A 21,510-nucleotide genomic window follows, 5' to 3' on the forward strand; every position below is an offset into this window, starting at 1 on the left:
TTCGGTAGCTCGTCAGATTTCAAACGCGTCGTTAACCAGTTTCTTTTGCTCTTCGATGTGAACAGACATGTGTCCACAGGCAGGAGCAGCAGAAGCCTCACGACCGGCATACTGAAGGTATAACTTGGGGTTCAGGCGCTGCAGCGCGTTACGCATATGATGCTGACTGCAGTACCAGGCACCCTGGTTCATCGGCTCTTCCTGACACCACACCACATGCTTGAGCTTGGGGTACTGGGCCAGGAGCTCGTCCAGATCATCACCGGGGAACGGGTACAGCTGCTCAATCCGGACAATGGCGACGTCGTCTCGTTCATCCGCCTTTTTCTTCTCCAGAAGGTCATAATAGACCTTGCCGCTGCACATAATCAGTCGGGACACCTTCTTGGGATCAGAGGGCTCCTTCTCGGGCAGAACGGTCTGGAAGGTACCGGAGGTCAGATCATCGAGGCCGGAAATGGCTTCTTTATGACGCAACAGACTCTTGGGGGTAATAGCCACAAGCGGCTTACGCAGCGGGCGCTTGACCTGCCGACGAAGCATGTGGAATACCTGGGATGGCGTAGTGGGCACGCACACCTGGATGTTGTGCTCCGCACACAACTGCAGGAAGCGCTCCAGACGGGCTGAACTGTGCTCCGGTCCCTGGCCTTCATAACCATGGGGCAGCAGCAGCGTCAGGCCACACAAACGGCCCCACTTGTGCTCCCCGCTGGTCAGGAACTGATCAATAACCACCTGGGCGCCGTTGGCAAAATCACCGAACTGGGCCTCCCAGACAATCAGTGCGTCCGGCGTGGTGGTGGAATAGCCATATTCGAATGCCATAACCGCTTCTTCGGAAAGCAGCGAGTCATAGATATCGAACTTGGGCTGTTCGTCTTTCAGGTTCTGCAGGGAAATATGGGTAGACCCGTCTTTCTGGTTATGCAGAACAGCGTGGCGGTGGGAGAAAGTGCCCCGCCCCACGTCCTGACCGGTCAGGCGGATCGGGTGACCTTCATTCAGCAAGGTGGCATAAGCCATCATCTCACCGTAGCCCCAGTTCAGTGAGAGTGCGCCGGCCGTCATCTTTTCGCGGTCATTGACGATCTTGGAAACCTGACGCTGAATGCTGAAGCCTTCAGGCACCTCGGTAATCTTCTTGCCCAGCTTCTGGATGGTCTTCAGAGCCACACTGGTCTTGCACTTGGCAGTCCACTCATGACCAAGGTACGGAGCCCAATCCACATACAGCTCTTTGTTGGGCTCTTTGACCAGCGATTTGACCACGTGATCGCCCTTATCGAGCGCGTCGCGGTAGTCGGTCTCCATCTGCTTGGCTTCTTCTTCAGTAATCACGCCAGCTTCAACCAACTGGTCTGCGTACAGATTGCGGGTGGTCTTGAGCTTGCGGATCTTTTCATACATGAGCGGCTGGGTAGCCGCCGGCTCATCGGCTTCGTTGTGACCGCGGCGGCGGTAGCACACCAGATCAATGACCACATCCCGCTTGAATTCGTTGCGGTAATCCATGGCCATCTGGGTAACAAACATCACCGCTTCAGGATCGTCTGCGTTTACATGCAGAATCGGCGCCTGAACCATTTTGGCGACGTCTGTGCAGTATTCAGTCGAACGCGCATCTTCCTGCCGGCTAGTGGTAAAACCAACCTGGTTGTTGATCACGATGTGAATGGTACCACCCACGCCGAAGCCCCGGGTCTGGGACATCTGGAAGGTTTCCATCACAACACCCTGACCCGCAAACGCTGCGTCACCGTGCATGACAATTGGCACAACCTTGCTGCCGTCGGTATCGCCACGGCGATCCTGACGGGCGCGTACAGAGCCCACCACCACAGGAGATACAATTTCCAGGTGCGACGGGTTAAACGCCATGGCCAGATGGACTTCGCCACCGGGTGTCATCACGTTGGAAGAGAAACCCTGGTGATATTTCACATCACCGGAGCCTGAATCTGCGAGCTTCTTGCCCTCAAATTCATCAAACAATTCTTTCGGGTTTTTGCCGAGAGTATTAACCAGCACGTTGAGGCGGCCACGGTGGGCCATCCCCAGAACAATTTCCTTGGCGCCGTATGAGCCTGCTCGCTGAATCAGTTCATCCAGACATGGAATCAGGCTCTCGCCACCTTCCAGACCAAAGCGTTTTACACCCGGATAGCGGGAGCCAAGGTACTTTTCCAGGCCCTCGGCAGCTGTCAGACGCTCCAGGATATGCTTGCGGGTCTGAGCTTCGTACTCAGGGCGCGAGCGCACAGGCTCCATACGCTGCTGAAACCAACGCTTGATGCGAGTATCTACCACGTGCATGTACTCAGCACCGATGCTTTCGCAATAAGTCTGGCGCAGGCCCTGCACGATGTCGCCGAGCTTCATCGTTTCGGAACCGAAGTTCAGTGAACCGGTCTGGAATTCCAGATCAAGATCCGACTCGCCCAACTCGTGGAAAGACGGCTCGAGATCTTCAACAGACTCACGCTGCCAGACACCCAGAGGGTCAAGCTTGGATTCCTGATGTCCGCGGAAACGGAACGCATTGATCAGCTGAAGAACACGAATCTGCTTTTTATCGGCATCTGAGGTGGCACTGGCGGGTACGCCACTGCTGGCCAGGAAACGCTGATTGCGGGAGATATGCTCAAACTGTTCGCGGATGGTTGAGTGGACAATGTCGCGGCCATGATAGCCATCAACACTGGGAAGCTTGTCGAAGTAGCTTCGCCACTCTTCAGGAACGGCGTTGGGGTCTGTCAGGTAGGTTTCAAAAAGCTGTTCAACATAGGCCAGATTGCCACCTTGCAGGTGGGAAGTCTGCCATAACTGCTCCATGATGCTTTCGTGCATTTTGAATAGCTCACCTTGGGCTGGTGCGGGGGAGCCGGTATGGTCGGCCAGGGGTAATTCACAGTCAATACGGGTTATTACGGCATGACTTTGGCCACCACACCCAGCAAGGATGTTTTCCGTCCCCAGTGATTTTTTATACTCGGCAACACTGCCCGGCATCCTGGATAAGTCAACCGAAGCAGCGGGCCTAAGTTTGCACTCCATTAAGACCTTTGACTATAAGCCTTTGGTTGAAGGCCCCGCGTAATGCGAGGCCTTCGGGGTACTAAACTGGTGCCGAAACACCAGTATAGCTGGTGCTACAGAATTTGCGCTCAGGTAGCGCGCTGCAGCAACAGGTTCCGAATGTGGCCAATTGCCTTCGTGGGGTTCAGGCCTTTCGGACATACACTGACACAGTTCATGATACCCCGACAGCGGAAGACGCTGAACGGGTCATCCAGATTGGCCAGACGCTCCGCCTGTGCGGTATCACGGCTATCCGCAAGGAAGCGATAGGCCTGCAGCAGGCCAGCCGGGCCGATGAATTTGTCCGGATTCCACCAGAACGACGGGCAGGACGTGGAACAGCAGGCACAGAGAATACACTCGTACAGGCCGTCCAGCTTCTCACGATCTTCCGGAGACTGCAGGCGCTCAATGGCGGGTGCCGGGGTGTCATTCACCAGGTACGGCATCACCTTTTCATACTGCTTGTAGAACAGGCTCATGTCGACCACCAGGTCCCGGATCACCGGCAAACCAGGCAGCGGGCGCAGAACCAGCTTGTTGTTCTTGACCACATCCGACACCGGAGTGATACAAGCCAGGCCGTTCTTGCCATTCATGTTCATACCATCAGAGCCACAGACACCTTCCCGACAGGAACGGCGATAGCTCATGGAAGGATCCCTCTCCTTCACCAGATTCAGAACATCAAGGACCATCAGGTCTTTACCTTCCGGAATCTCAACCTCTACATCCTGCATGTAAGGGGCATTATCGGTTTCCGGATTGTAGCGATACAGGCTTACCAACATTTTCAGGATACCCCCTTAGTAGGTCCGGACTTTCGGCTGGAAAGTCGGAACCGTTTTCGGTGCAAAGTTCACGTCACGCTTGCCAACACGCTTGTCCAGCGGGAAGTACATGGAGTGCTTGAGCCAGTTCTCGTCGTCACGCTCAGTGAAGTCGTTACGGGCGTGGGCACCGCGACTTTCCTTACGCTCGATCGCAGACTTGGCGGTGGCGTATGCAACTTCGTACAGGTTATCCAGCTCGAGCGCTTCAATACGCGCGGTGTTGAATGCCTTGCTGGTATCGGCCAACTTGGTTTTGCGTACACGCTCGCCGATTTCCTCCAGCAGCTTGATACCCTTCTCCATGCTGTCGCCATCGCGGAACACGCCGAAGTAGAGCTGCATGCAGTTCTGCAGATCCTTACGGACCTTGGCCACATCTTCGCCTTCGGAAGCACTATCCAGACGCTCCAGACGGGCCATGGCGCGTTTGATATCTTCCTCGCTGGCACCATCAACCTCGAAACCGCCGCGCAGCTGCTCTTCAATGTGCAGGCCAGCCGCACGACCGAAGACCACCAGATCCAGCAGAGAGTTACCACCCAGACGGTTGGCGCCGTGTACCGATACACAGGCAGCCTCACCGCAGGCAAACAGGCCGGGAATCGGTTTATCGTTGCCGTTTTCATCTTGAGTCAGTGCCTGACCACCTACGTTGGTGGGAACACCACCCATCATGTAGTGACAGGTCGGAACGACCGGGATCGGCTCTTTCACCGGATCAACGTGCGCAAAGGTACGGGACAGCTCACAAATGCCCGGGAGGCGCAGGTTCAGGGTTTCTTCGCCCAGGTGATCCAGCTTCAGCAATACGTGATCCTTCTCGGGACCACAACCACGGCCTTCCAGGATTTCCAGAACCATGGAGCGTGCAACCACATCACGGCCAGCGAGGTCTTTGGCGTTCGGAGCATAACGCTCCATGAAGCGCTCACCCTCGGAGTTGATCAGGTAACCACCCTCACCCCGACAACCTTCAGTAACCAGTGTGCCAGCGCCGTGGATACCGGTCGGGTGGAACTGCCACATTTCCATATCCTGCACCGGGAAGCCGGCTCGCAGCGCCATGCCAATACCGTCACCGGTATTGATCATCGCATTGGTGGTGGAGGCATAAATACGACCAGCACCGCCGGTGGCAAGGACAGTGGCCTTGGATTTGATGTACGCCACTTCACCGGTTTCGATCTCGATGGCTACAACACCAACCACTTCATCCTTGCTGTTCTTGACCAGATCAACCGCATACCACTCATTAAGGAAGGTGGTACCGCCCTTCAGGTTGGCCTGATAAAGGGTGTGCAGCAAGGCGTGACCGGTACGGTCCGCAGCAGCACAGGTACGAGCGGCCTGGGTGGGGTTATCCGGACCCTTGGACTGCCCGCCGAACGGGCGCTGGTAGATACGGCCCTGCTCGGTGCGGGAGAACGGGAGACCCATGTGCTCCAGTTCGAATACTGCCTGGGGGCCCACAGAACACATGTATTCGATGGCGTCCTGGTCACCGATATAGTCGGAACCCTTGACGGTATCGTACATGTGCCAACGCCAGTCATCGTTGGGATCGGCACTTGCGATCGCACAGGTAATACCGCCCTGGGCGGACACGGTGTGCGAACGGGTCGGAAATACTTTTGTGATACACGCAGTTTTGACGCCAGTCTCGGTCAACTGCAGGGCGGCTCGCATACCGGCACCGCCGCCACCGATAACAATCGCGTCGTAAGACATGGTCTTGATGTTAGCCATCGATTAAAGCCCCCAAAGAATCTGAATGCCCCAGATCAGGTACACAAACATGGTCAGACCGCACAGCGCCTGAACAAGGAAACGGGGCGCCATGGATTTGAGATAATCAGTCGTCACAGTCCAGAGACCAACCCATGCATGGGCACCCAGGGAAAGCAGTGCCAACAGGGTAAAAATACGGAACCAGGTCTGGTCGAACAGCGCGCTCCAGGTTTCGTAGTTGATGTCTGTCATCACCATGAAGCCCAGCAGAAACACTGTGTAAATAGCCAGTACGTAGGCAGTGACACGCTGGATCAGCCAATCAAAAACGCCACTGCGGCCGAGGTTAGTTACGCTGCTTACCATACCCAGACTCCTGCCAGAATGATGAGAACAATGGAAACCACAACAGTGATCTTCGCGGCGAGGCGACCGCTCTCAAGCTCTTCTGCAATACCCATATCCATCAGCAGGTGCTTAATGCCCGCAACCAGGTGGTACAACAGAGCAGACAGGATGCCCCAGATAATCAGCTTCGCCAGGAAGCTGTCCAGCAGTTCGCTCACCCGGGCGAAACCATCTTCTCCGGACAGGGAGAGATCCAGGCCGTACAACAGGAAGGCAACACCAACAAAAATGATGATGCCGCTGATACGATGCAGGATCGACGTGATGGCAGGCAGCGGGAAATGGAACTTGCCGAGATCGAGATTTACTGGTCGTTTGCTATTCACAGCGCTCTCACACTCTCTCTTGGTTCCGCAGGACCGAAAACCGGCTGCGGATGGTTGGTATGTTGGGATCGGAGGATCGATACGAGACCGATAACCGATTGGTTCAGGAGGGCGGATGGTAACCCGGTAGCTTGCTATGCTGAAGCGTGCATTGAGGTTCATCCCCGATTCCGGGCTACGGATTATAAGGAGACACCCCGGTAATTACAAACTTGCAACAACGCCCAAAGCCTTGGCCACAGGCGCCCCACACCCTCTATAAGCATTATTGACAAATTCAATTTCACCCGTTTGGCACCGTTATTCCGGATATCCCTCATTTACACGCGAAATTTAAATTGCCGCTTTTCGAGACTTGTGCATTGACAAAAAAGGCTGACGCCCTATATTTTGCCGCCAGTTTTGCGATAATACGCGCTTTCTGGCGCATCTACATATGCAGAAAAGCTGTTACAGCTAATCAAACAGGAGAGCACCATGACCGACAGGAAAGCCACGCTCTCGGTGGGAGATAAGTCCATTGAGCTACCGGTTTATTCCGGCACCGTCGGCCCTGACGTTATCGACGTACGCGGCCTAGTCCAGGAAGGCGTTTTTACCTACGATCCGGGTTTTGTATCCACTGCAGCCTGCGAATCCGCCATCACCTACATTGATGGCGCTAAAGGTGTGTTGCTGCACCGCGGTTACCCGATTGACCAGCTGGCCGAGCAGTCTGACTTCCTTGAAGTGTGCTACCTGCTCCTGAACGGCGAGCTGCCCAGCGAAGACGAAAACAAGCGCTTCCACGACACCATCAAAAACCACACCATGCTGCACGACCAGATGCGCAACTTCTTCAACGGCTTCCGCCGTGACGCGCATCCGATGGCTATCATGTGTGGCGTTGTTGGCGCCCTGTCTGCGTTCTACCACGACCAGATGGACGTAACCGATCCCAAACAGCGTGAAGTAACAGCTCATCGCCTGATTGCCAAGATGCCAACCATCGCGGCCTGGTGCTACAAGTATTCCGTTGGTCAGCCATTCATGTATCCGCGTAACGATCTCTCTTACGCTGAAAATTTCCTGCACATGATGTTTGGCACTCCATGTGAAGAGTACAAGCCGAACCCGGTTCTTGCCAACGCGATGGACAAGATCTTCATTCTGCACGCCGATCACGAGCAGAACGCCTCTACCTCCACCGTCCGTCTGGCCGGCTCTACCGGTGCTAACCCCTATGCCTGTATCGCTTCCGGTATCGCAGCACTCTGGGGGCCCGCCCACGGTGGCGCGAACGAGGCCGTTCTGGACATGCTGGCTGAAATCGGTGACGAGTCCAACATTGAGACGTTCATCGCCAAGGCCAAGGATAAAGATGATCCTTTCCGCCTGATGGGCTTTGGCCACCGGGTGTACAAGAACTTCGACCCGCGCGCCAAGGTTATGGCACAAACCGCTCACGAAGTGCTGAGCGAACTGGGCCTGGAGAACGATCCACTGCTGAAGATCGCCCAGCGCCTGGAAAAGATCGCCCTGGAAGACGAGTACTTCGTGCAGCGCCAGCTGTATCCGAACGTCGACTTCTACTCCGGCATCATCCTGAAAGCTATCGGTATTCCGACTTCCATGTTTACCGTTATCTTTGCGATGTCCCGTACCATTGGCTGGTTCTCCCACTGGAACGAGATGGTCAGCGGCAACTACCGCATCGGCCGCCCGCGCCAGCTGTATACCGGCTCGCCAAAGCGCGACTATCCGAAGAAGTAATCAGTTCGGATTGCCCGGAAATGAAAAAAGCCGCTGACCCAGCGGCTTTTTTCGTATCATGGCAATACAAAACTCTCCCAATCCAACGATGACAAGGAGCAGACCATGGCAACCATCGCTTTTATCGGGCTCGGCGTAATGGGCTATCCGATGGCCGGTCACCTGGCCCGAGCCGGCCACGACGTATCCGTATGGAACCGCAGTGGCACAAAGGCTCAGCAATGGGCGAAACAGTACCCAGGAAAAGCCTGCAACAGTATTGCAGAAGCGGTCAACAATGCCGATGTGGTACTGACCTGCGTTGGTGCCGACAAAGACCTCGAAGAAGTCTACACAGCCCCCGAGGGGATCATCAGCAATACGCCGGCCACCGCCATTCTGGTAGACCACACCACGGCCTCTGCCGGCATTGCCGAGACATTGGCTGAAGCCGCGCAGGCCAAGGGTCAGGGTTTCATTGATGCCCCGGTATCCGGCGGCCAGCAAGGGGCTGAAAACGGACTTTTAACCATTATGTGCGGCGGCAGTGACGAAGATTTCCGGAAGGTTCAACCGATACTCGAATGCTATGCCCGGGCACTCAACCTGATGGGCCCGGTGGGTAGCGGCCAGAAAACGAAGATGGTCAATCAGATTGCCATTGCCGGCCTGGTTCAGGGCCTGTCAGAAGCCCTGCACTTTGCCGAACAGGCAGAGCTCGATGCACGCAAAGTGGTTGACGTGATTTCCAAGGGGGCGGCGCAGTCATGGCAGATGGAAAACCGTTCCGGCACCATGATTGACGGCGAATTTGAGCACGGTTTTGCGGTGGACTGGATGCGCAAGGACCTGGCCATCTGCCTGGAAGAAGCCCGCAAAAACGGCTCCAGGTTGCCGGTAACGGCGTTGGTAGACCAGTTTTACGGAGATGTGCAGGAGATGGGCGGCAACCGCTGGGACACCTCTTCGCTGATTCAGCGGCTTCGCAAGAAGTAATGATTAGCCACGGACACTCACGCCCGTGGCTAAACTATCACTTCTTCTTGTCCCGCGGCACCCAGCGGCCGTTTTCGTACCAGGCGGACCAACCGGTGGCTTTGCCATCCTGTTCCGACATCACGTACTGCTCTTTGGACTTCCGGCTATAACGGATCACCGTCGGGTTACCCTCGGGGTCTTTCTCCGGGGCGTCCATCAGGTAATCGTATTTCGGATCGATTTCCTTCCGGTGTGGTTTGATTTCCATCACCAGCGGTGGACGGGTTTCCCGGTTTTTCGGGAACTTGCTGGCGGCCAGGAACAGGCCGGAAGCACCATCACGGAGCACATAAGTGTCATCCACTTTCTGGCACTGAAGCTCCGGCATGGGTACCGGGTCCATTTTGGGCGGGGCCGGCTCGCCGTTCTTGAGTAATTTGCGAGTATTCTTACACTCGGCGTTGGTGCAACCGAAATACTTGCCGAATCGACCGGTTTTCAGCTGCATTTCCGAGCCACACTTATCGCACTCGAGTGTCGGCCCGTCATAGCCCTTGATGCGGAAACTGCCCTCTTCTACTTCATAGCCAGAGCAATCCGGATTGTTGCCGCAAACGTGCAGCTTGCGCTTCTCATCAATCAGGTAGCTGTCCATGGCAGTGCCACACTTCGGGCAACGGCGCTTCTTGCGCAGCAGGCGGGTTTCGCCCTCGCCTTCCACATCTTCGTCGGCACTGACCACTTCGTCGCCAGAGACCAGGTTGATGGTGGTCTTGCAACGCTCCTTGGGCGGCAATGAGTAACCGGAACAGCCAAGGAACACACCGGTGCTGGCCACGCGAATCTGCATATTACGGCCGCAGCTCGGGCAGGATATGTCGGTCTCTGTCGGGGTGTTGGCACGCATGCCGCCATCAGACTTCTCAGCGCTCTCGAGCTGATTGCGGAACTTGGCGTAGAAATCGTTCAGCACTTTCTTCCACTGAACATCACCCTCTGCGATTTCGTCCAGCTCACCTTCAAGGCGAGCTGTAAAATCGTAATCCATCAGGTTCGGGAAGGACTCCGCCAGCCGTTCGGTAACAATTTCACCCATTTTCTCGGCATAGAAGCGGCGATTCTGAAGCCGAACGTAGCCACGGTCCTGGATGGTAGAGATGATCGAAGCATAGGTGGAAGGCCGGCCAATACCCTGTTTCTCCAGCTCTTTCACCAGGCTGGCTTCGGTATACCTTGGTGAGGGCTTGGTGAAATGCTGGGTTGGGTCCAGCTTTTTCAGATCCAGCGACTGGTCCACCTTAATGTCGGGCAGAGCCACATCTTCATCTTTCTTGGCAGACTGGGGCGCAGCTTTCAGGAAGCCGTCAAACTTCACGATACGACCACGGGTGCGGAGCTCATAATCGCCATTGGCGACCACAATGGACGTACTCAGGAACTCGGCATCGGCCATCTGGCAAGCAATAAACTGACGCCAGATCAGGTCGTAGAGCTTCTCAGCGTCTTTTTCCAGGCCGCTTATATCCGTAGGCCTACGGGATACGTCAGTAGGACGAATCGCCTCGTGGGCCTCCTGAGCGCCTTCCTTGCTGCCATACAGGCGGGGGCTGTCCGGCAAATAGCGATCTCCGAACTGCTTCTGGATAAATTCACGGCAGCCCGTCACCGCATCCTGACTCAGGTTGGTGGAGTCAGTACGCATATAGGTAATGAAACCGGCTTCATAAAGGCGCTGGGCCAGCATCATGGTTTTCTTGACACTGAAGCCCATGCGATTGCTCGCCGCCTGCTGGAGCGTGGATGTAATAAACGGCGCCGACGGGCGTGAGCGGGTCGGCTTGTCTTCCCGCTTCGAAACCCTGAAGCCGCCGGATTTCAGGCGATCGACGTGCTCTTTGCTCTGAGCCTCGTTTACCGGGCGATAGGGTTTGTCATTGTAACGCGTAACCTCGAACCGCACCGGATCTGCAGAACCATCTGCGGTCAGGTCCGCATGCAGCTGCCAGAACTCTTCCGGTACGAATTTCCGGATTTCCCGCTCCCGCTCAACAATCAACCGAACGGCAACAGACTGCACCCGGCCGGCAGACAACCCCCGGGCAATCTTCGCCCACAACAGCGGAGACACCATATAACCCACGACACGATCGAGAAACCGGCGCGCCTGCTGGGCATTTACACGGTTGTTATCGAGGTTTCCAGGGTCTTTGAACGCTTCCTGAATGGCTCGCTTGGTAATTTCATTGAACACCACCCGGCGATACTTTTCCGGTTCGCCGCCGATGGTCTCCTGAAGGTGCCAGGCAATGGCCTCCCCTTCTCTATCCAAATCCGTTGCGAGGTAGATGTGGTCGGCGGATTTGGCCAGTCGCTTGAGCTCGCTGACAACTTTTTCCTTGCCGGGCAGTATCTCGTAGCGGGCGCTCCAGTCGTCATCAAGGTTTACGCCCATGCGGGCAACCAGCTGCTCCCGTGCCTTACGCTTCTTGTGCTCGGCTTTTTCTTCCGGGCTCATCTTGCGGGTGGCTGCGGCCTGCTTTGCCCGTTCTTTCGGGTCTGACTGGCTGCCACTACCACTGACAGGCAGGTCACGAATGTGGCCAACACTGGACTTCACGATAAAATCCGAGCCCAGGTACTTGTTGATGGTCTTCGCTTTCGCTGGTGACTCGACAATAACGAGACTTTTACCCATATCGGAGATCTGTATCCTTGGCGATAATTCGGTTAATAGCTGAACAAACCGCAAACTCGCATAAAAATCAGGCAACTGGAAAACATAGAGCTGCCATTGTGTATAGGCTCACTGTTTTACAGGGTCAAGAATTGCAAGACAACCCATTCTTTGATTTCAGTCAGCCTTTTTTTCAAATATCAGCAGCAGACACCAGGCCCTGAAACAGGAAGGCCCGGCAAAAGCCGGGCCTCCTGATGAGCGTTACTGATTCGGATCAACCGATCAGAGGCGCTCCCACACAGTGGCAATGCCCTGGCCAAGACCGATACACATGGTGGAAACACCAAGCTTACCGCCTTTGGCCTGCATAACATTCAGCAGTGTGGTGGAGATACGGGCACCAGAGCAGCCCAGCGGATGGCCAAGGGCAATCGCGCCGCCGTTCAGGTTAACCTTCTCTTCCATTACGCCCAGCAGTTTCAGATCTTTCAGAACCGGCAGGGATTGGCCAGCGAAGGCTTCGTTCAGTTCCCAGAAGTCGATGTCTTCGACTTTCAGGCCAGCACGCTTCAGCGCCTTCTTGGTAGCCGGAACCGGACCGTAGCCCATGATCGCGGGATCACAGCCGGCAACTGCCATGCTGCGAATCTTGGCGATCGGCTTCAGGCCCAGGGCTTCTGCGCGCTCGGCTGACATCAGCACCATCGCAGCGGCACCGTCGGTCAGCTGCGAGGAAGTACCAGCAGTCACGGTACCGTTCTTCGGATCAAACGCCGGACGCAGCTGGCTGAGGGACTCAGCCGTGGTTTCTGGACGAATGGTCTCGTCTTCTTCGATCAGCTTCACAAAGCCATTTTCGTCATGACCTTCAACCGGAACGATTTCGTTCTTGAAGCGGCCTTCAACGGTAGCTTCGTGAGCCAGGCGATGGGAACGGGCACCGAACTCATCCTGTTGCTCACGGGTAATGCCGTGCATTTTCGCCAGCATTTCTGCAGTCAGGCCCATCATGTTGGAGGCCTTGGCAGTATACTTGGACGCAGCCGGGTTGTGGTCAAAGCCAGCGGTCATGGGTACGTGGCCCATGTGCTCGACACCACCCACCATGAACACATCACCGTTGCCAGTCTGGATAGCCTGGGCAGCTGTGTGGATGGCGCTCATGGCGGAACCACACAGACGGTTAACGGTCTGGGCAGCAGACTCGTGAGGGATACGGGTCAGCAGGGAAATCTGCCGTGCCACGTTAAAGCCCTGCTCTTTGGTCTGGTTTACACAGCCCCAGATCACATCTTCTACTTCTTTCGGGTCGAGCTTCGGGTTGCGCTCAAACAGTGCTTCAATCAGCGCAGCGGACAGAGTCTCGGCGCGAACGTTGCGGAAACAGCCGTTTTTGGCACGACCCATCGGAGTCCGCACGCAATCGACGACGACAACGTCTCTCGGATTAAGGCTCATAGATCTTTCTCCGTTCGGAAATCTCGTTAGGGTTAGCCAAAGAACTTCTTGCCGGTCTTGGCCATTTCACGCAGCTTCTCGGTCGGCGCGTACAGCGGGCCAAGATCTGCGTACTTGTCTGCCAGTTCGACGAACTTGTCGACGCCCATGTCGTCGATGTAGCGCAGAGCACCACCACGGAACGGAGGGAAACCGATACCGTAGATCAGGCCCATGTCTGCATCGGCCGGGTCTTCAACAATGTTGTCTTCCAGGCAGCGAACGGTTTCCAGGCACAGAGGAATCATCATGCGGGCGATGATTTCTTCTTCGTCGAAGTCCTTGCTGCCGTTAACCACAGGCTCAATAAGCTTGTAGGTTTCTTCGTCGACAACTTTCTTCGGCTTGCCCTTCTTGTCTTCTTCGTACTTGTAGAAGCCTTTGTCGTTCTTCTGACCGTAACGGTTGTTCTCGAACATCACGTCAATGCCAGACTTGAAGTCGGCCTTCATGCGATCCGGGAAGCCCTCTGCCATCACTTCGTTGGCGTGCTTGGCAGTATCCATACCCACGACGTCGAGCAGGTAAGCCGGGCCCATGGGCCAGCCGAACTTCTCCATCACCTTGTCGATCTTCTGGAAATCAGCACCGTCACGCAGCAGCGCGGCAAATCCACCGAAATACGGGAACAGGACACGGTTAACCAGGAAGCCCGGGCAATCGTTGACCACGATCGGGGTCTTGCCCATGGCCTTGGCGTAAGCAACGGTGGTCGCGATGGCACGGTCACTGGTCTTCTCGCCACGGATAACCTCAACCAGCGGCATCATGTGTACCGGGTTGAAGAAGTGCATGCCACAGAAGTTCTCCGGACGCTTCAGGTTCTTGGCCAGAAGGTTGATGGAGATCGTAGAGGTGTTAGAGGTCAGGATGGTGTCTTCGCGAACCGCGTCTTCAGTTTCACGCAGAACCGCGTCTTTAACCTTCGGGTTCTCAACAACCGCTTCAACCACCAGATCTACGCTCTTGAAATCGCCGTAGTTCAGGGTTGGTGTGATGTTGTTCAGAACATCGCCCATTTGGCCGGCGTCCATCTTGCCCTTGGCAACGCGCTTGGACAGCAGTTTCTTGGCCTCATTCAGGCCCAGCTTGATGCCGTCCTGATTGATGTCTTTCATAACGATCGGCGTGCCTTTCAGCGCAGACTGGAATGCCACACCGCCACCCATGATACCGGCACCCAGTACAGCGGCCAGTTTCACGTCAGAAGCTTCTTTTTCCCAGGCACTAGCTTTCTTCTTCAGAGCCTGGTCATTCAGGAACAGACCAACCAGACACGCGGCAACGTTGGTCTTGGCCATCTTGGCGAAGCCCTTGGCTTCCACTTCGATCGCCTTGTCGCGGGTCATGCCGGCATGCTTCTGCATGGTCTTGATGGCTTCCACCGGCGCCGGGTAGTTTTTGCCAGCCTTGCCGGCCACGAACGCCTTGGAAATCTCGAACGCCATCATGCTTTCCATGGCGTTCAGCTTGATCTTGCCCTTCTTCTCTTCGCGACGGGCCAGGTTATCCAGCTTGCCTTCGTTGCACTGGCTGATAATGGCAACAGCGGCGGCTACCAGCTTGTCTGCTTCAACCACGGCATCAACAGCGCCCACTTTCAGAGCGGCATCGGCACGGTTTTCAGTACCACCGGCAATCCACTCAACGGCGTTGTCCACACCCACCAGACGGGACAGACGTACAGTACCGCCAAAGCCCGGGAAGATACCCAGCTTCACTTCCGGCAGACCAACCTTGGCCTTGGGAGCCATAACACGGTAGTCGGTGGCCAGACACATCTCAAAACCACCGCCCAGAGCGATACCGTTGATAGCGGTAACCGTCGGGAACGGCAGATCTTCGATGGCGTTGAAAACTTCGTTCGCCTTCAGGTTGTTAGCAACGAGGTCTTCCTCGGAACCTGCAAACAGCTCGGTGAACTCGGTGATATCCGCACCGACAATAAAGCTGTCCTTGGAGCTGGTAACTACCAGGCCCTTGAGGTTCTTCTGGGATTTGAGTGCTTCAGCTGCGGCGCCCAGCTCTTCGATGGTGAGACGGTTGAACTTGTTAACTGACTCGCCTTGCAAGTCAAAGTCCAACTGAGCGATCCCGCCTTCGATCTCTTTAACCGTGATGGCTTTACCTTCGTAAATCATCAACTGATCTCCAGTCTGTGTTTGGAACTGCTGACAACCGGTTGGCGAAACGCCGAGCCGACTGCCTGTGCAGCGAGATTTCGGTCACTGCCCGATCATTCGATCCAAAAAATTCATACAGTCGTTTGAATCGTGAGGACACACGATGAAAAAAAAAGACGCGTTTGTCAATTTGTTTCTTGATGAAACCTGAAGAAAAAAGGGAGTACAGCCTGTAAGGGCCGGAAACTACTTGATTAGCCGGCAGAGTTACTTTAACTTCGAGATGCGACTTTAGTCCACAATAATAAAACAGTATTACGGAGACTCATCCGATGAAAGACGCTCGCCTGCGCATTCAGTCACTGCTTGCCGCACTGCTACTACTATCCCTGACCGCGTTTGGCGCCCAGGCACAGGACACCGGCGCAGACTTCCTGTCAGATCTGCACGATTTCCGCATCAACAACTATCTGGCTCTGGACTCGTTCTACGCATTCAGCGCCAACGGCGACACGGAAGCCCTCAATCGTATCGTGGGCAGCATCAATGCCTCCAATAATGCGATGAACGCCGTGATCGCCAGCACCAGTGGCGTTCTGTCGCCACAGCAAGTGGAAGGGCTCAACCAGGACTTTGACCAGTTCAAGGATCTCATGCGCGGGAACATCAACGAAGTCCGGGATCGCGGCTACCCTGACCTCCGCCTGATGGCCGATCTCGCAAACAAGGCGTCAAGCATGAACGAGCGTGCTACAGAGCTTTATGGTGTTGCCCAGGAGAACAGCGGTACCCAGGCTGACGCGCGTATTGAGTCAGCTCGCTCCGCGGCCGTGGTGATGGCGCAAATGATGGCAAGGTACTCCGCACGCACCCACTCCTCCGTGGCCCAGACATTCCAGGGCGCATCAGATGAAGCATCGCTGGACCAGCAGGCCCTGATGTTTGATAGCTTGCTGGCCCGGGTACAATCCGGCTCCGCCAGTGCCGAGCTCAAGGCCGCCATTGATGATGTCAGCTCCAAATGGCAGTTCATCCGCAGCTCCTACATCAACTACAACGAAAACAACGTCAGCTTCGTCATTGACCGCTATTCCAAAGGGATCATTCGCAGCCTGACCACCACCATCGAAATCCTCGAAAGTAACGCCTGATGTGTCTTCGGGCGGACTAACGGTCCGCCCGAAGTTTTCCTTCCTGTTGATGCCCGTCAGAATCCCGCTACACTTTCTCGTATAAACTGTTGATACTGACTAATACCCCAATTTGCAAAGGAGTGACCGAATGTCGACCTACAACAAGATGCTGGTTGCCATTGACCTGACAGAAGAAGCCCCGCAGGTTCTGAATAAAGCGAAAGCGATCTGCGACGCTTATGGCGCCGAGCTTTTTCTCGTCCATGTTGTTGAGCCGGTGGGTTACGCCTACGGTGGTGATATCCCGATGGACCTGACCGAACTTCAGGACCAGTTGGACAAAGCCGCCCGCGAGCAGCTGGCGAAGTACGGTGACCAGTATGGCGTACCGAAAAGCCACCAGATCGTCACGGTTGGCCGTCCGGAATCCGAAATCCATCGTCTGGTAAAAGACCAGGGCGTTGATTTGGTGATCGTTGGCAGCCATGGCCGCAAGGGGTTTCAGTTGCTTCTGGGCTCAACTGCCAACGGCGTACTGCACGGCACCCAGTGCGACGTTCTGGCCATCCGGATTCACTGAGCCACCCCGCCCAAAACGCCGATTGAGGCACCATGACAAAGGGAGGCTTACGCCTCCCCTTTCATTCTCGCCTGCAGTTTTCTCAGTTGACTCTCCAGTGACACGCTGACACTCGACGCCATGGAGAAAAAATTCAGCAATGCTTTGAGGTTACTGTCGCCTTTGCACACCGCATGAATCCGTTGCCAAAGCGCCTGATTTACCAATTGAAGCCTCTGATTCCGCTCTACCAGCCCCTTTAACTCCCAATCAGCCTGCTCCTGGTTCCGCTGGGCAAACAATTGCTGCAGCAGATAGTAGCCGACGCTCCGCATAACGAATTCGTCGCTGTTAGCGAATGGAAGATGATGCAGCGCCATCGGTTTAAGTTCTGACAGCACCGGGCAGCCACTGGTCGCCATCTTCAGCCCAAGCAATGAACGCAGCGCTTCCTCAAGCGTCGTCTGCTTGGAGTAAGTGCGCCGGTCGTCGGTGACCTCTACATCTACTTTCTGGTAGGCATCTTCGGCCTGAAACGCCTCAACCACTGGCAGGATTTCAACTGCCGCCGGGCAGTATTCCACCTCCCCCGCTTTCAGCGGACAATTTGAGCACTTGCAGTGCTCAAGCCTGACCCAGGAAGGGAATCCCGAGACCGGTGGCTTCGCGGGCTCACCGGTCACCTTGAATTCGATGTTTCGTCCATCATGAAATTTAAAATTATAATTGATATTCATTGACTCGCCTGTTCTTCCAGCTCCATCCACCGCTCGATAACCGACTCCAGTCGGGTTTCCGTTTCCGACAACTTTTCAAGAGTGGCTGAGACTTCGTCCGGTGGGCCTGAATAAAAGTCCGGGGCAGAAATGGATTCCTGAAGTTCTGCCACCTCACGTTCCAGTGCCTCAATCTTGCCCGGCAACTGTTCCAGTTCCAGTTTAAGCTTGTAACTCAGCTTTGCGGCCTTCGGTTTTGCCGACTGCGACACAGTCTCTGACACCGGCTGCGTATTTTTGTCCGAACTGTCGGATTTATCACGCTTGTCCTGCTTGTCGAGGCGACTTCCGGAGGTCTCCGAGGGAAACCTGCCGCCCTGCCGACGCCAGTCTGTGTACCCGCCAACGTACTCCCGTACCGAACCGGAGCCATCCAGAAAGATGGTATCCGTCACCACATTATCGAGAAATTCCCGATCGTGACTAATGACGATGACTGTACCGTTAAAGTTCCCTAGTTGTTCTTCCAGCAATTCAAGGGTTTCGACATCCAGGTCATTGGTAGGTTCATCCAACACCAGTATATTGGCCGGCTTGCTGAAAAGCTTGGCCAGCAACAAACGCGCGCGTTCGCCACCGGAGAACACCCTGACCGGGGAACGGGCACGCTCAGGCGTAAACAGGAATTCCTGGAGATAGCCCAGAACATGCTTGCTCTGGCCGTTGATATCGATGAATTCGCGGCCTTCAGCCAGGTTATCGAGGGCATTACGTGAGAGATCCAGCTCTCCCCGAAGCTGATCAAAGTACGCCACTTGCAGGTTGGTCCCCAGGCGGATACTACCCTCAGTAGGCTCAAGCTCACCAAGCAGCAACCTGACCAGGGTGGTTTTACCGGTGCCGTTCTCCCCCACCAGACCAATCTTGTCGCCCCGGATCACCGTCAGGTCCATATCGCGCACAACCTGTTGACCGCCCGGGTATGAGAAGCCAGCCTGTCGCGACTCTGCCACCAGCTTGCCGGATTTCGCCGCCTCTTCCACGGAGAAGTTTGCCGTACCTCCTCGCACCCTACGCTGTCGATGCTCCTCGCGCATAGCCTTCAAAGCCCGCACCCGCCCCATGTTCCTGGTGCGGCGGGCCTTGATACCCTGGCGAATCCAGGCCTCTTCCTGTTTCAGGCGCTTATCGAACAATGCGTTCTGGCGCTCTTCATCTTCCAGCGCCTTCTCCTTGAGCTCGAGATACCGGTCATAGCTGGCAGCAAAACTGATCAGCTGCCCACGGTCGAGTTCAACCACCCGCGTGGCCATGCGCCTGATAAATGCCCGATCATGACTGACAAACAGCATCGCCCCGCGAAACTGGGTCAAGGCCTCCTCCAGCCAGGCAATAGCGGGCACATCAAGGTGGTTAGTTGGCTCGTCCAGCAACAGGATATCCGGCTCTGCCACCAATGCCTTTGCCAGCAAAACCCGGCGTTGCCACCCACCTGAGAGGGTGTTGAGGCGGCGGTCCGGGTCTATGCCATATTGCCCCAGAATGGTGTTCACCTTTTGATCAAGGCGCCAGCCATCCAGTGACTCCAGGCGCTCCTGGACCTTCATCAGACTATTCATGGAGGCCTCGTCAGCACTTTGGGACAGCCGATGAAACTCCGCCAAGAGTTCGCCGGTTTCCGGAAACGCCGAAGCCACAACGTCATAAGCCGTCCGGACATCGTCTGCTGGCAGGCTCTGAGGCAATACCGCAAGCACCGAGCCTTCCTCAAGACGGACAACACCCGCATCCGGGGTGACGTCACCACTGACGATTTTCAGTAAGGTTGACTTGCCCTCGCCGTTACGCCCGAGAAGGCACACTCGTTCCCCGGGATCAATCATCAGGGTTGCCTCATCCAGCAATGGATGCATGCCGAAAGCCAGGGATATTTTTTCCAGTGTTAACAAAGGCACCTTGATCAAGACTCCTGTTGGGAAATGTCTACCGCATCACCGACCGAAAGGCGCCCGCTACCCTGGTGAACGACATTCTGGCCGAAAATCACACCATCCCCGGTTTTGCGATAACGGGAGAGCGTTCTGAGGGGCTCGGTATCCGGCTCTTTCAGGCCAGTATCCGGGTCCACCGTGGTCATGATGCACCGGGAACAGGGTTTTGCGACCGAAAACCGGGTTTCAGCGACGGTAATACTTTGCCAGCTATCTTCAGACCAGGCCTCAGCCCCTGAAATGACAACGTTCGGCCGAAAACGTCGCATTTCCACGGCTTTGGCCAGCCGGCTATTGAGCTCATCCAGGGATGCCTGATTGGTTATCAGCAAGGGGAACCCATCGGCAAATCCGACCCGGCGGTTTTCCGGCACCCGCAACGGGTCTACACGACGAAAACTCTCATCGGGCATGTACACAAAACGAAGGGACTGGCCTACGTAACGACTGATCGCCGCATCGGCCGGCTCAGGGCCGGTCACGGCGTCCACGGTATCGCGCCAGACCTTGACCGCCATCCTGCCATTGCCGGGACTCAGGCCAAAGTCACCCTGCCCCGGAACACCGATCTCAACACCCTGAGGCCCTAGACGGGTCGCAACGTTTGCCAACAAAGGCAGCTGTCGCTGGGTAATAAACTGCCCCTGATCGTCCACCAGCATCCAACGGCGGTCCCCCGCGGGTCCGAATTCATCCAGTTCGAATGAAGACACTTCGATGCCAGCCAGAGACTTGACCGGGTATATAAAGAGGGATTGAACACGCATGATGACCACCCTTGCAAGTAACAGGTTTGGGATGGAAGTGAGCGAGTATAACCGACGAACCCATGTCCATGGGGGAGAAATGCGGAGCAGAAAACAAAAAACCCGGCCTTGTGGGCCGGGTTTTTCCTGAATCTGGAGCGGGAAACGAGATTCGAACTCGCGACCCCAACCTTGGCAAGGTTGTGCTCTACCAACTGAGCTATTCCCGCTTGCTGTCAGAGGGCGTTGCCTCTCAACGGCTGCGTATTCTACTGATCAGCGTTCGGCCGTCAACAATTTTTGTTAAAAATTTGTGATTACCCTCAACAGCGCCGTTTTACTGACCAAATCGGCGACCGCCCGCCAGATAGGCCTGCTCTGCCTCCGTGGATGTTCGCCCCAGCGCCTTGTTTCGATGGGGGAAGCGGCCGAATTGCAGCACGATATCCCGGTGATCAACGGCCGACTGCAGGAAGCTACCCAAAAATTCGGCGAGCAATCCGTCGGCACTGGCAACCAACTGCTCATAACATGCCACTGACAAATCCTGATCCTTCTTGAGCTCCGAATGCTGCATGGGCATATAAAGAAACGCCCTTTGAATTAGAGGTAGCTCAAGATCCTGCCCCCTATCCATTGCCTGCCTGCTCAGATGGCGGGCCAGCCGATCACTTTCGAACGCCAGGGCACCGCCACGGAAAATGTTACGGGTAAACTGATCGAGCAGCAGTATTTCAGCCAATGCGCCTCCCGCTTCATTTCGCCAATGCTCCAAACCCTGCTCAGAGGCGAATAGCACCAGCGAAAGAAAGCGCCTTCGAATTTCCTGGTCAAACTTCCGATCGGACCGAAACCAACGGTTTCGGTGATCGGCATCCGGCAGCCCATGCTCATCCAATTTTCCAAACCAGAAATCCAGAAGCTCTTTCCAATCGAACATTTACCGACTCCCTGTTACATTTAAATCAGCGGGTGTACAGGAT

General features: G+C 55.6%; 16 protein-coding genes and 1 tRNA gene. 4 read left to right on the plus strand and 13 right to left on the minus strand.

The features are described 5' to 3' along the window. Positions 1-12: 12 nt before the first annotated feature. The 5 genes from FIV08_RS10405 to sdhC all read right to left on the minus strand — a co-directional run bounded on the left by FIV08_RS10405 (position 13) and on the right by sdhC (position 6,376). Complete coding sequence (locus FIV08_RS10405; protein ID WP_152438275.1) at positions 13-2,850, minus strand: 2-oxoglutarate dehydrogenase E1 component; 2,838 nt, start codon at positions 2,848-2,850, stop codon at positions 13-15. A gap of 317 nt (positions 2,851-3,167) precedes the next feature. After that, positions 3,168-3,872, minus strand: coding sequence for a succinate dehydrogenase iron-sulfur subunit (locus FIV08_RS10410; RefSeq protein WP_058091183.1), 705 nt, complete (start codon positions 3,870-3,872; stop codon positions 3,168-3,170). Between the two features lie 15 nt (positions 3,873-3,887). Then, a complete protein-coding gene (gene sdhA / locus FIV08_RS10415) occupies positions 3,888-5,660 on the minus strand; it encodes a succinate dehydrogenase flavoprotein subunit (RefSeq protein WP_058091184.1) in 1,773 nt (590 codons plus the stop codon). A 3-nt stretch (positions 5,661-5,663) separates the two neighbouring features. Next, positions 5,664-6,008 carry a succinate dehydrogenase, hydrophobic membrane anchor protein gene (sdhD, locus tag FIV08_RS10420; RefSeq protein ID WP_061332176.1) on the minus strand — a complete coding sequence of 115 codons (345 nt, stop codon included), beginning with the start codon at positions 6,006-6,008 and terminating at the stop codon, positions 5,664-5,666. Next, complete coding sequence (gene sdhC, locus FIV08_RS10425) at positions 6,002-6,376, minus strand: succinate dehydrogenase, cytochrome b556 subunit (RefSeq protein ID WP_058091197.1); 375 nt, start codon at positions 6,374-6,376, stop codon at positions 6,002-6,004. The genes sdhD and sdhC overlap by 7 nt, the downstream gene beginning before the upstream one ends. Positions 6,377-6,853: 477 nt before the next feature. Here sdhC and gltA point away from each other — a divergent pair, with 477 nt between their 5' ends. Continuing rightward, complete coding sequence (gene gltA / locus FIV08_RS10430) at positions 6,854-8,128, plus strand: citrate synthase (protein WP_072677186.1); 1,275 nt, start codon at positions 6,854-6,856, stop codon at positions 8,126-8,128. 33 nt (positions 8,129-8,161) lie between these two features. After that, entirely contained in the window at positions 8,162-9,103 is a 942-nt protein-coding gene (locus FIV08_RS10435) for an NAD(P)-dependent oxidoreductase (protein ID WP_228715549.1), read from the plus strand. Positions 9,104-9,140: 37 nt separating this feature from the next. Here FIV08_RS10435 and topA read toward each other — a convergent pair whose 3' ends face one another. The 3 genes from topA to fadB all read right to left on the minus strand — a co-directional run bounded on the left by topA (position 9,141) and on the right by fadB (position 15,400). Next, entirely contained in the window at positions 9,141-11,780 is a 2,640-nt protein-coding gene (topA, locus tag FIV08_RS10440) for a type I DNA topoisomerase (protein ID WP_152438277.1), read from the minus strand. 264 nt (positions 11,781-12,044) lie between these two features. Continuing rightward, a complete protein-coding gene (gene fadA / locus FIV08_RS10445; RefSeq protein WP_058091189.1) occupies positions 12,045-13,220 on the minus strand; it encodes an acetyl-CoA C-acyltransferase FadA in 1,176 nt (391 codons plus the stop codon). A gap of 32 nt (positions 13,221-13,252) precedes the next feature. Continuing rightward, positions 13,253-15,400 carry a fatty acid oxidation complex subunit alpha FadB gene (gene fadB, locus FIV08_RS10450; protein WP_072677183.1) on the minus strand — a complete coding sequence of 716 codons (2,148 nt, stop codon included), beginning with the start codon at positions 15,398-15,400 and terminating at the stop codon, positions 13,253-13,255. Between the two features lie 314 nt (positions 15,401-15,714). On the opposite strand from fadB, the gene FIV08_RS10455 reads away from it, so the two are divergent. Both FIV08_RS10455 and FIV08_RS10460 read left to right on the plus strand, forming a co-directional pair. Then, the gene (locus FIV08_RS10455; protein WP_061332170.1) at positions 15,715-16,533 is read left to right on the plus strand and encodes a hypothetical protein; all 819 of its coding nucleotides are present in this window, start codon (positions 15,715-15,717) and stop codon (positions 16,531-16,533) included. A 130-nt stretch (positions 16,534-16,663) separates the two neighbouring features. Beyond that, positions 16,664-17,095 (plus strand): universal stress protein, encoded by a 432-nt coding sequence (locus FIV08_RS10460; RefSeq protein WP_072677182.1) that lies wholly within the window; start codon positions 16,664-16,666, stop codon positions 17,093-17,095. A 47-nt stretch (positions 17,096-17,142) separates the two neighbouring features. Here FIV08_RS10460 and FIV08_RS10465 read toward each other — a convergent pair whose 3' ends face one another. The 5 genes from FIV08_RS10465 to FIV08_RS10485 form a co-directional block, all read right to left on the minus strand. Continuing rightward, entirely contained in the window at positions 17,143-17,811 is a 669-nt protein-coding gene (locus tag FIV08_RS10465; RefSeq protein ID WP_061332169.1) for a DUF6901 family protein, read from the minus strand. Then, positions 17,808-19,745: an ATP-binding cassette domain-containing protein gene (locus tag FIV08_RS10470; protein WP_072678203.1), complete on the minus strand. Its 1,938-nt coding sequence runs from the start codon at positions 19,743-19,745 to the stop codon at positions 17,808-17,810. The genes FIV08_RS10465 and FIV08_RS10470 overlap by 4 nt, the downstream gene beginning before the upstream one ends. Positions 19,746-19,750: 5 nt before the next feature. Further along, on the minus strand, positions 19,751-20,548 hold the full coding sequence (locus tag FIV08_RS10475) for an MOSC domain-containing protein (RefSeq protein WP_152438278.1): 798 nt from the start codon (positions 20,546-20,548) through the stop codon (positions 19,751-19,753). 133 nt (positions 20,549-20,681) lie between these two features. Next, positions 20,682-20,757 (minus strand) — tRNA-Gly (locus FIV08_RS10480). A 107-nt stretch (positions 20,758-20,864) separates the two neighbouring features. After that, complete coding sequence (locus FIV08_RS10485; RefSeq protein WP_072677180.1) at positions 20,865-21,467, minus strand: DUF924 family protein; 603 nt, start codon at positions 21,465-21,467, stop codon at positions 20,865-20,867. Positions 21,468-21,510 lie beyond the last annotated feature (43 nt).

Source organism: Marinobacter sp. THAF197a (assembly GCF_009363275.1).
In the GTDB taxonomy this organism is placed as follows: Bacteria; Pseudomonadota; Gammaproteobacteria; order Pseudomonadales; family Oleiphilaceae; genus Marinobacter.

Excerpts from the sequence above, each read along its gene's own strand:
- sdhA (WP_058091184.1), bottom strand. The coding sequence starts at position 5,660 with ATGGCTAACATCAAGACCATGTCTTACGACGCGATTGTTATCGGTGGC.
- FIV08_RS10475 (WP_152438278.1), bottom strand. The coding sequence starts at position 20,548 with ATGCGTGTTCAATCCCTCTTTATATACCCGGTCAAGTCTCTGGCTGGC.
- FIV08_RS10455 (WP_061332170.1), top strand. The coding sequence starts at position 15,715 with ATGAAAGACGCTCGCCTGCGCATTCAGTCACTGCTTGCCGCACTGCTA.
- topA (WP_152438277.1), bottom strand. The coding sequence starts at position 11,780 with ATGGGTAAAAGTCTCGTTATTGTCGAGTCACCAGCGAAAGCGAAGACC.
- FIV08_RS10410 (WP_058091183.1), bottom strand. The coding sequence starts at position 3,872 with ATGTTGGTAAGCCTGTATCGCTACAATCCGGAAACCGATAATGCCCCT.
- fadB (WP_072677183.1), bottom strand. The coding sequence starts at position 15,400 with ATGATTTACGAAGGTAAAGCCATCACGGTTAAAGAGATCGAAGGCGGG.
- fadA (WP_058091189.1), bottom strand. The coding sequence starts at position 13,220 with ATGAGCCTTAATCCGAGAGACGTTGTCGTCGTCGATTGCGTGCGGACT.
- FIV08_RS10460 (WP_072677182.1), top strand. The coding sequence starts at position 16,664 with ATGTCGACCTACAACAAGATGCTGGTTGCCATTGACCTGACAGAAGAA.
- FIV08_RS10465 (WP_061332169.1), bottom strand. The coding sequence starts at position 17,811 with ATGAATATCAATTATAATTTTAAATTTCATGATGGACGAAACATCGAA.
- FIV08_RS10405 (WP_152438275.1), bottom strand. The coding sequence starts at position 2,850 with ATGCACGAAAGCATCATGGAGCAGTTATGGCAGACTTCCCACCTGCAA.
- FIV08_RS10485 (WP_072677180.1), bottom strand. The coding sequence starts at position 21,467 with ATGTTCGATTGGAAAGAGCTTCTGGATTTCTGGTTTGGAAAATTGGAT.
- gltA (WP_072677186.1), top strand. The coding sequence starts at position 6,854 with ATGACCGACAGGAAAGCCACGCTCTCGGTGGGAGATAAGTCCATTGAG.
- sdhD (WP_061332176.1), bottom strand. The coding sequence starts at position 6,008 with ATGGTAAGCAGCGTAACTAACCTCGGCCGCAGTGGCGTTTTTGATTGG.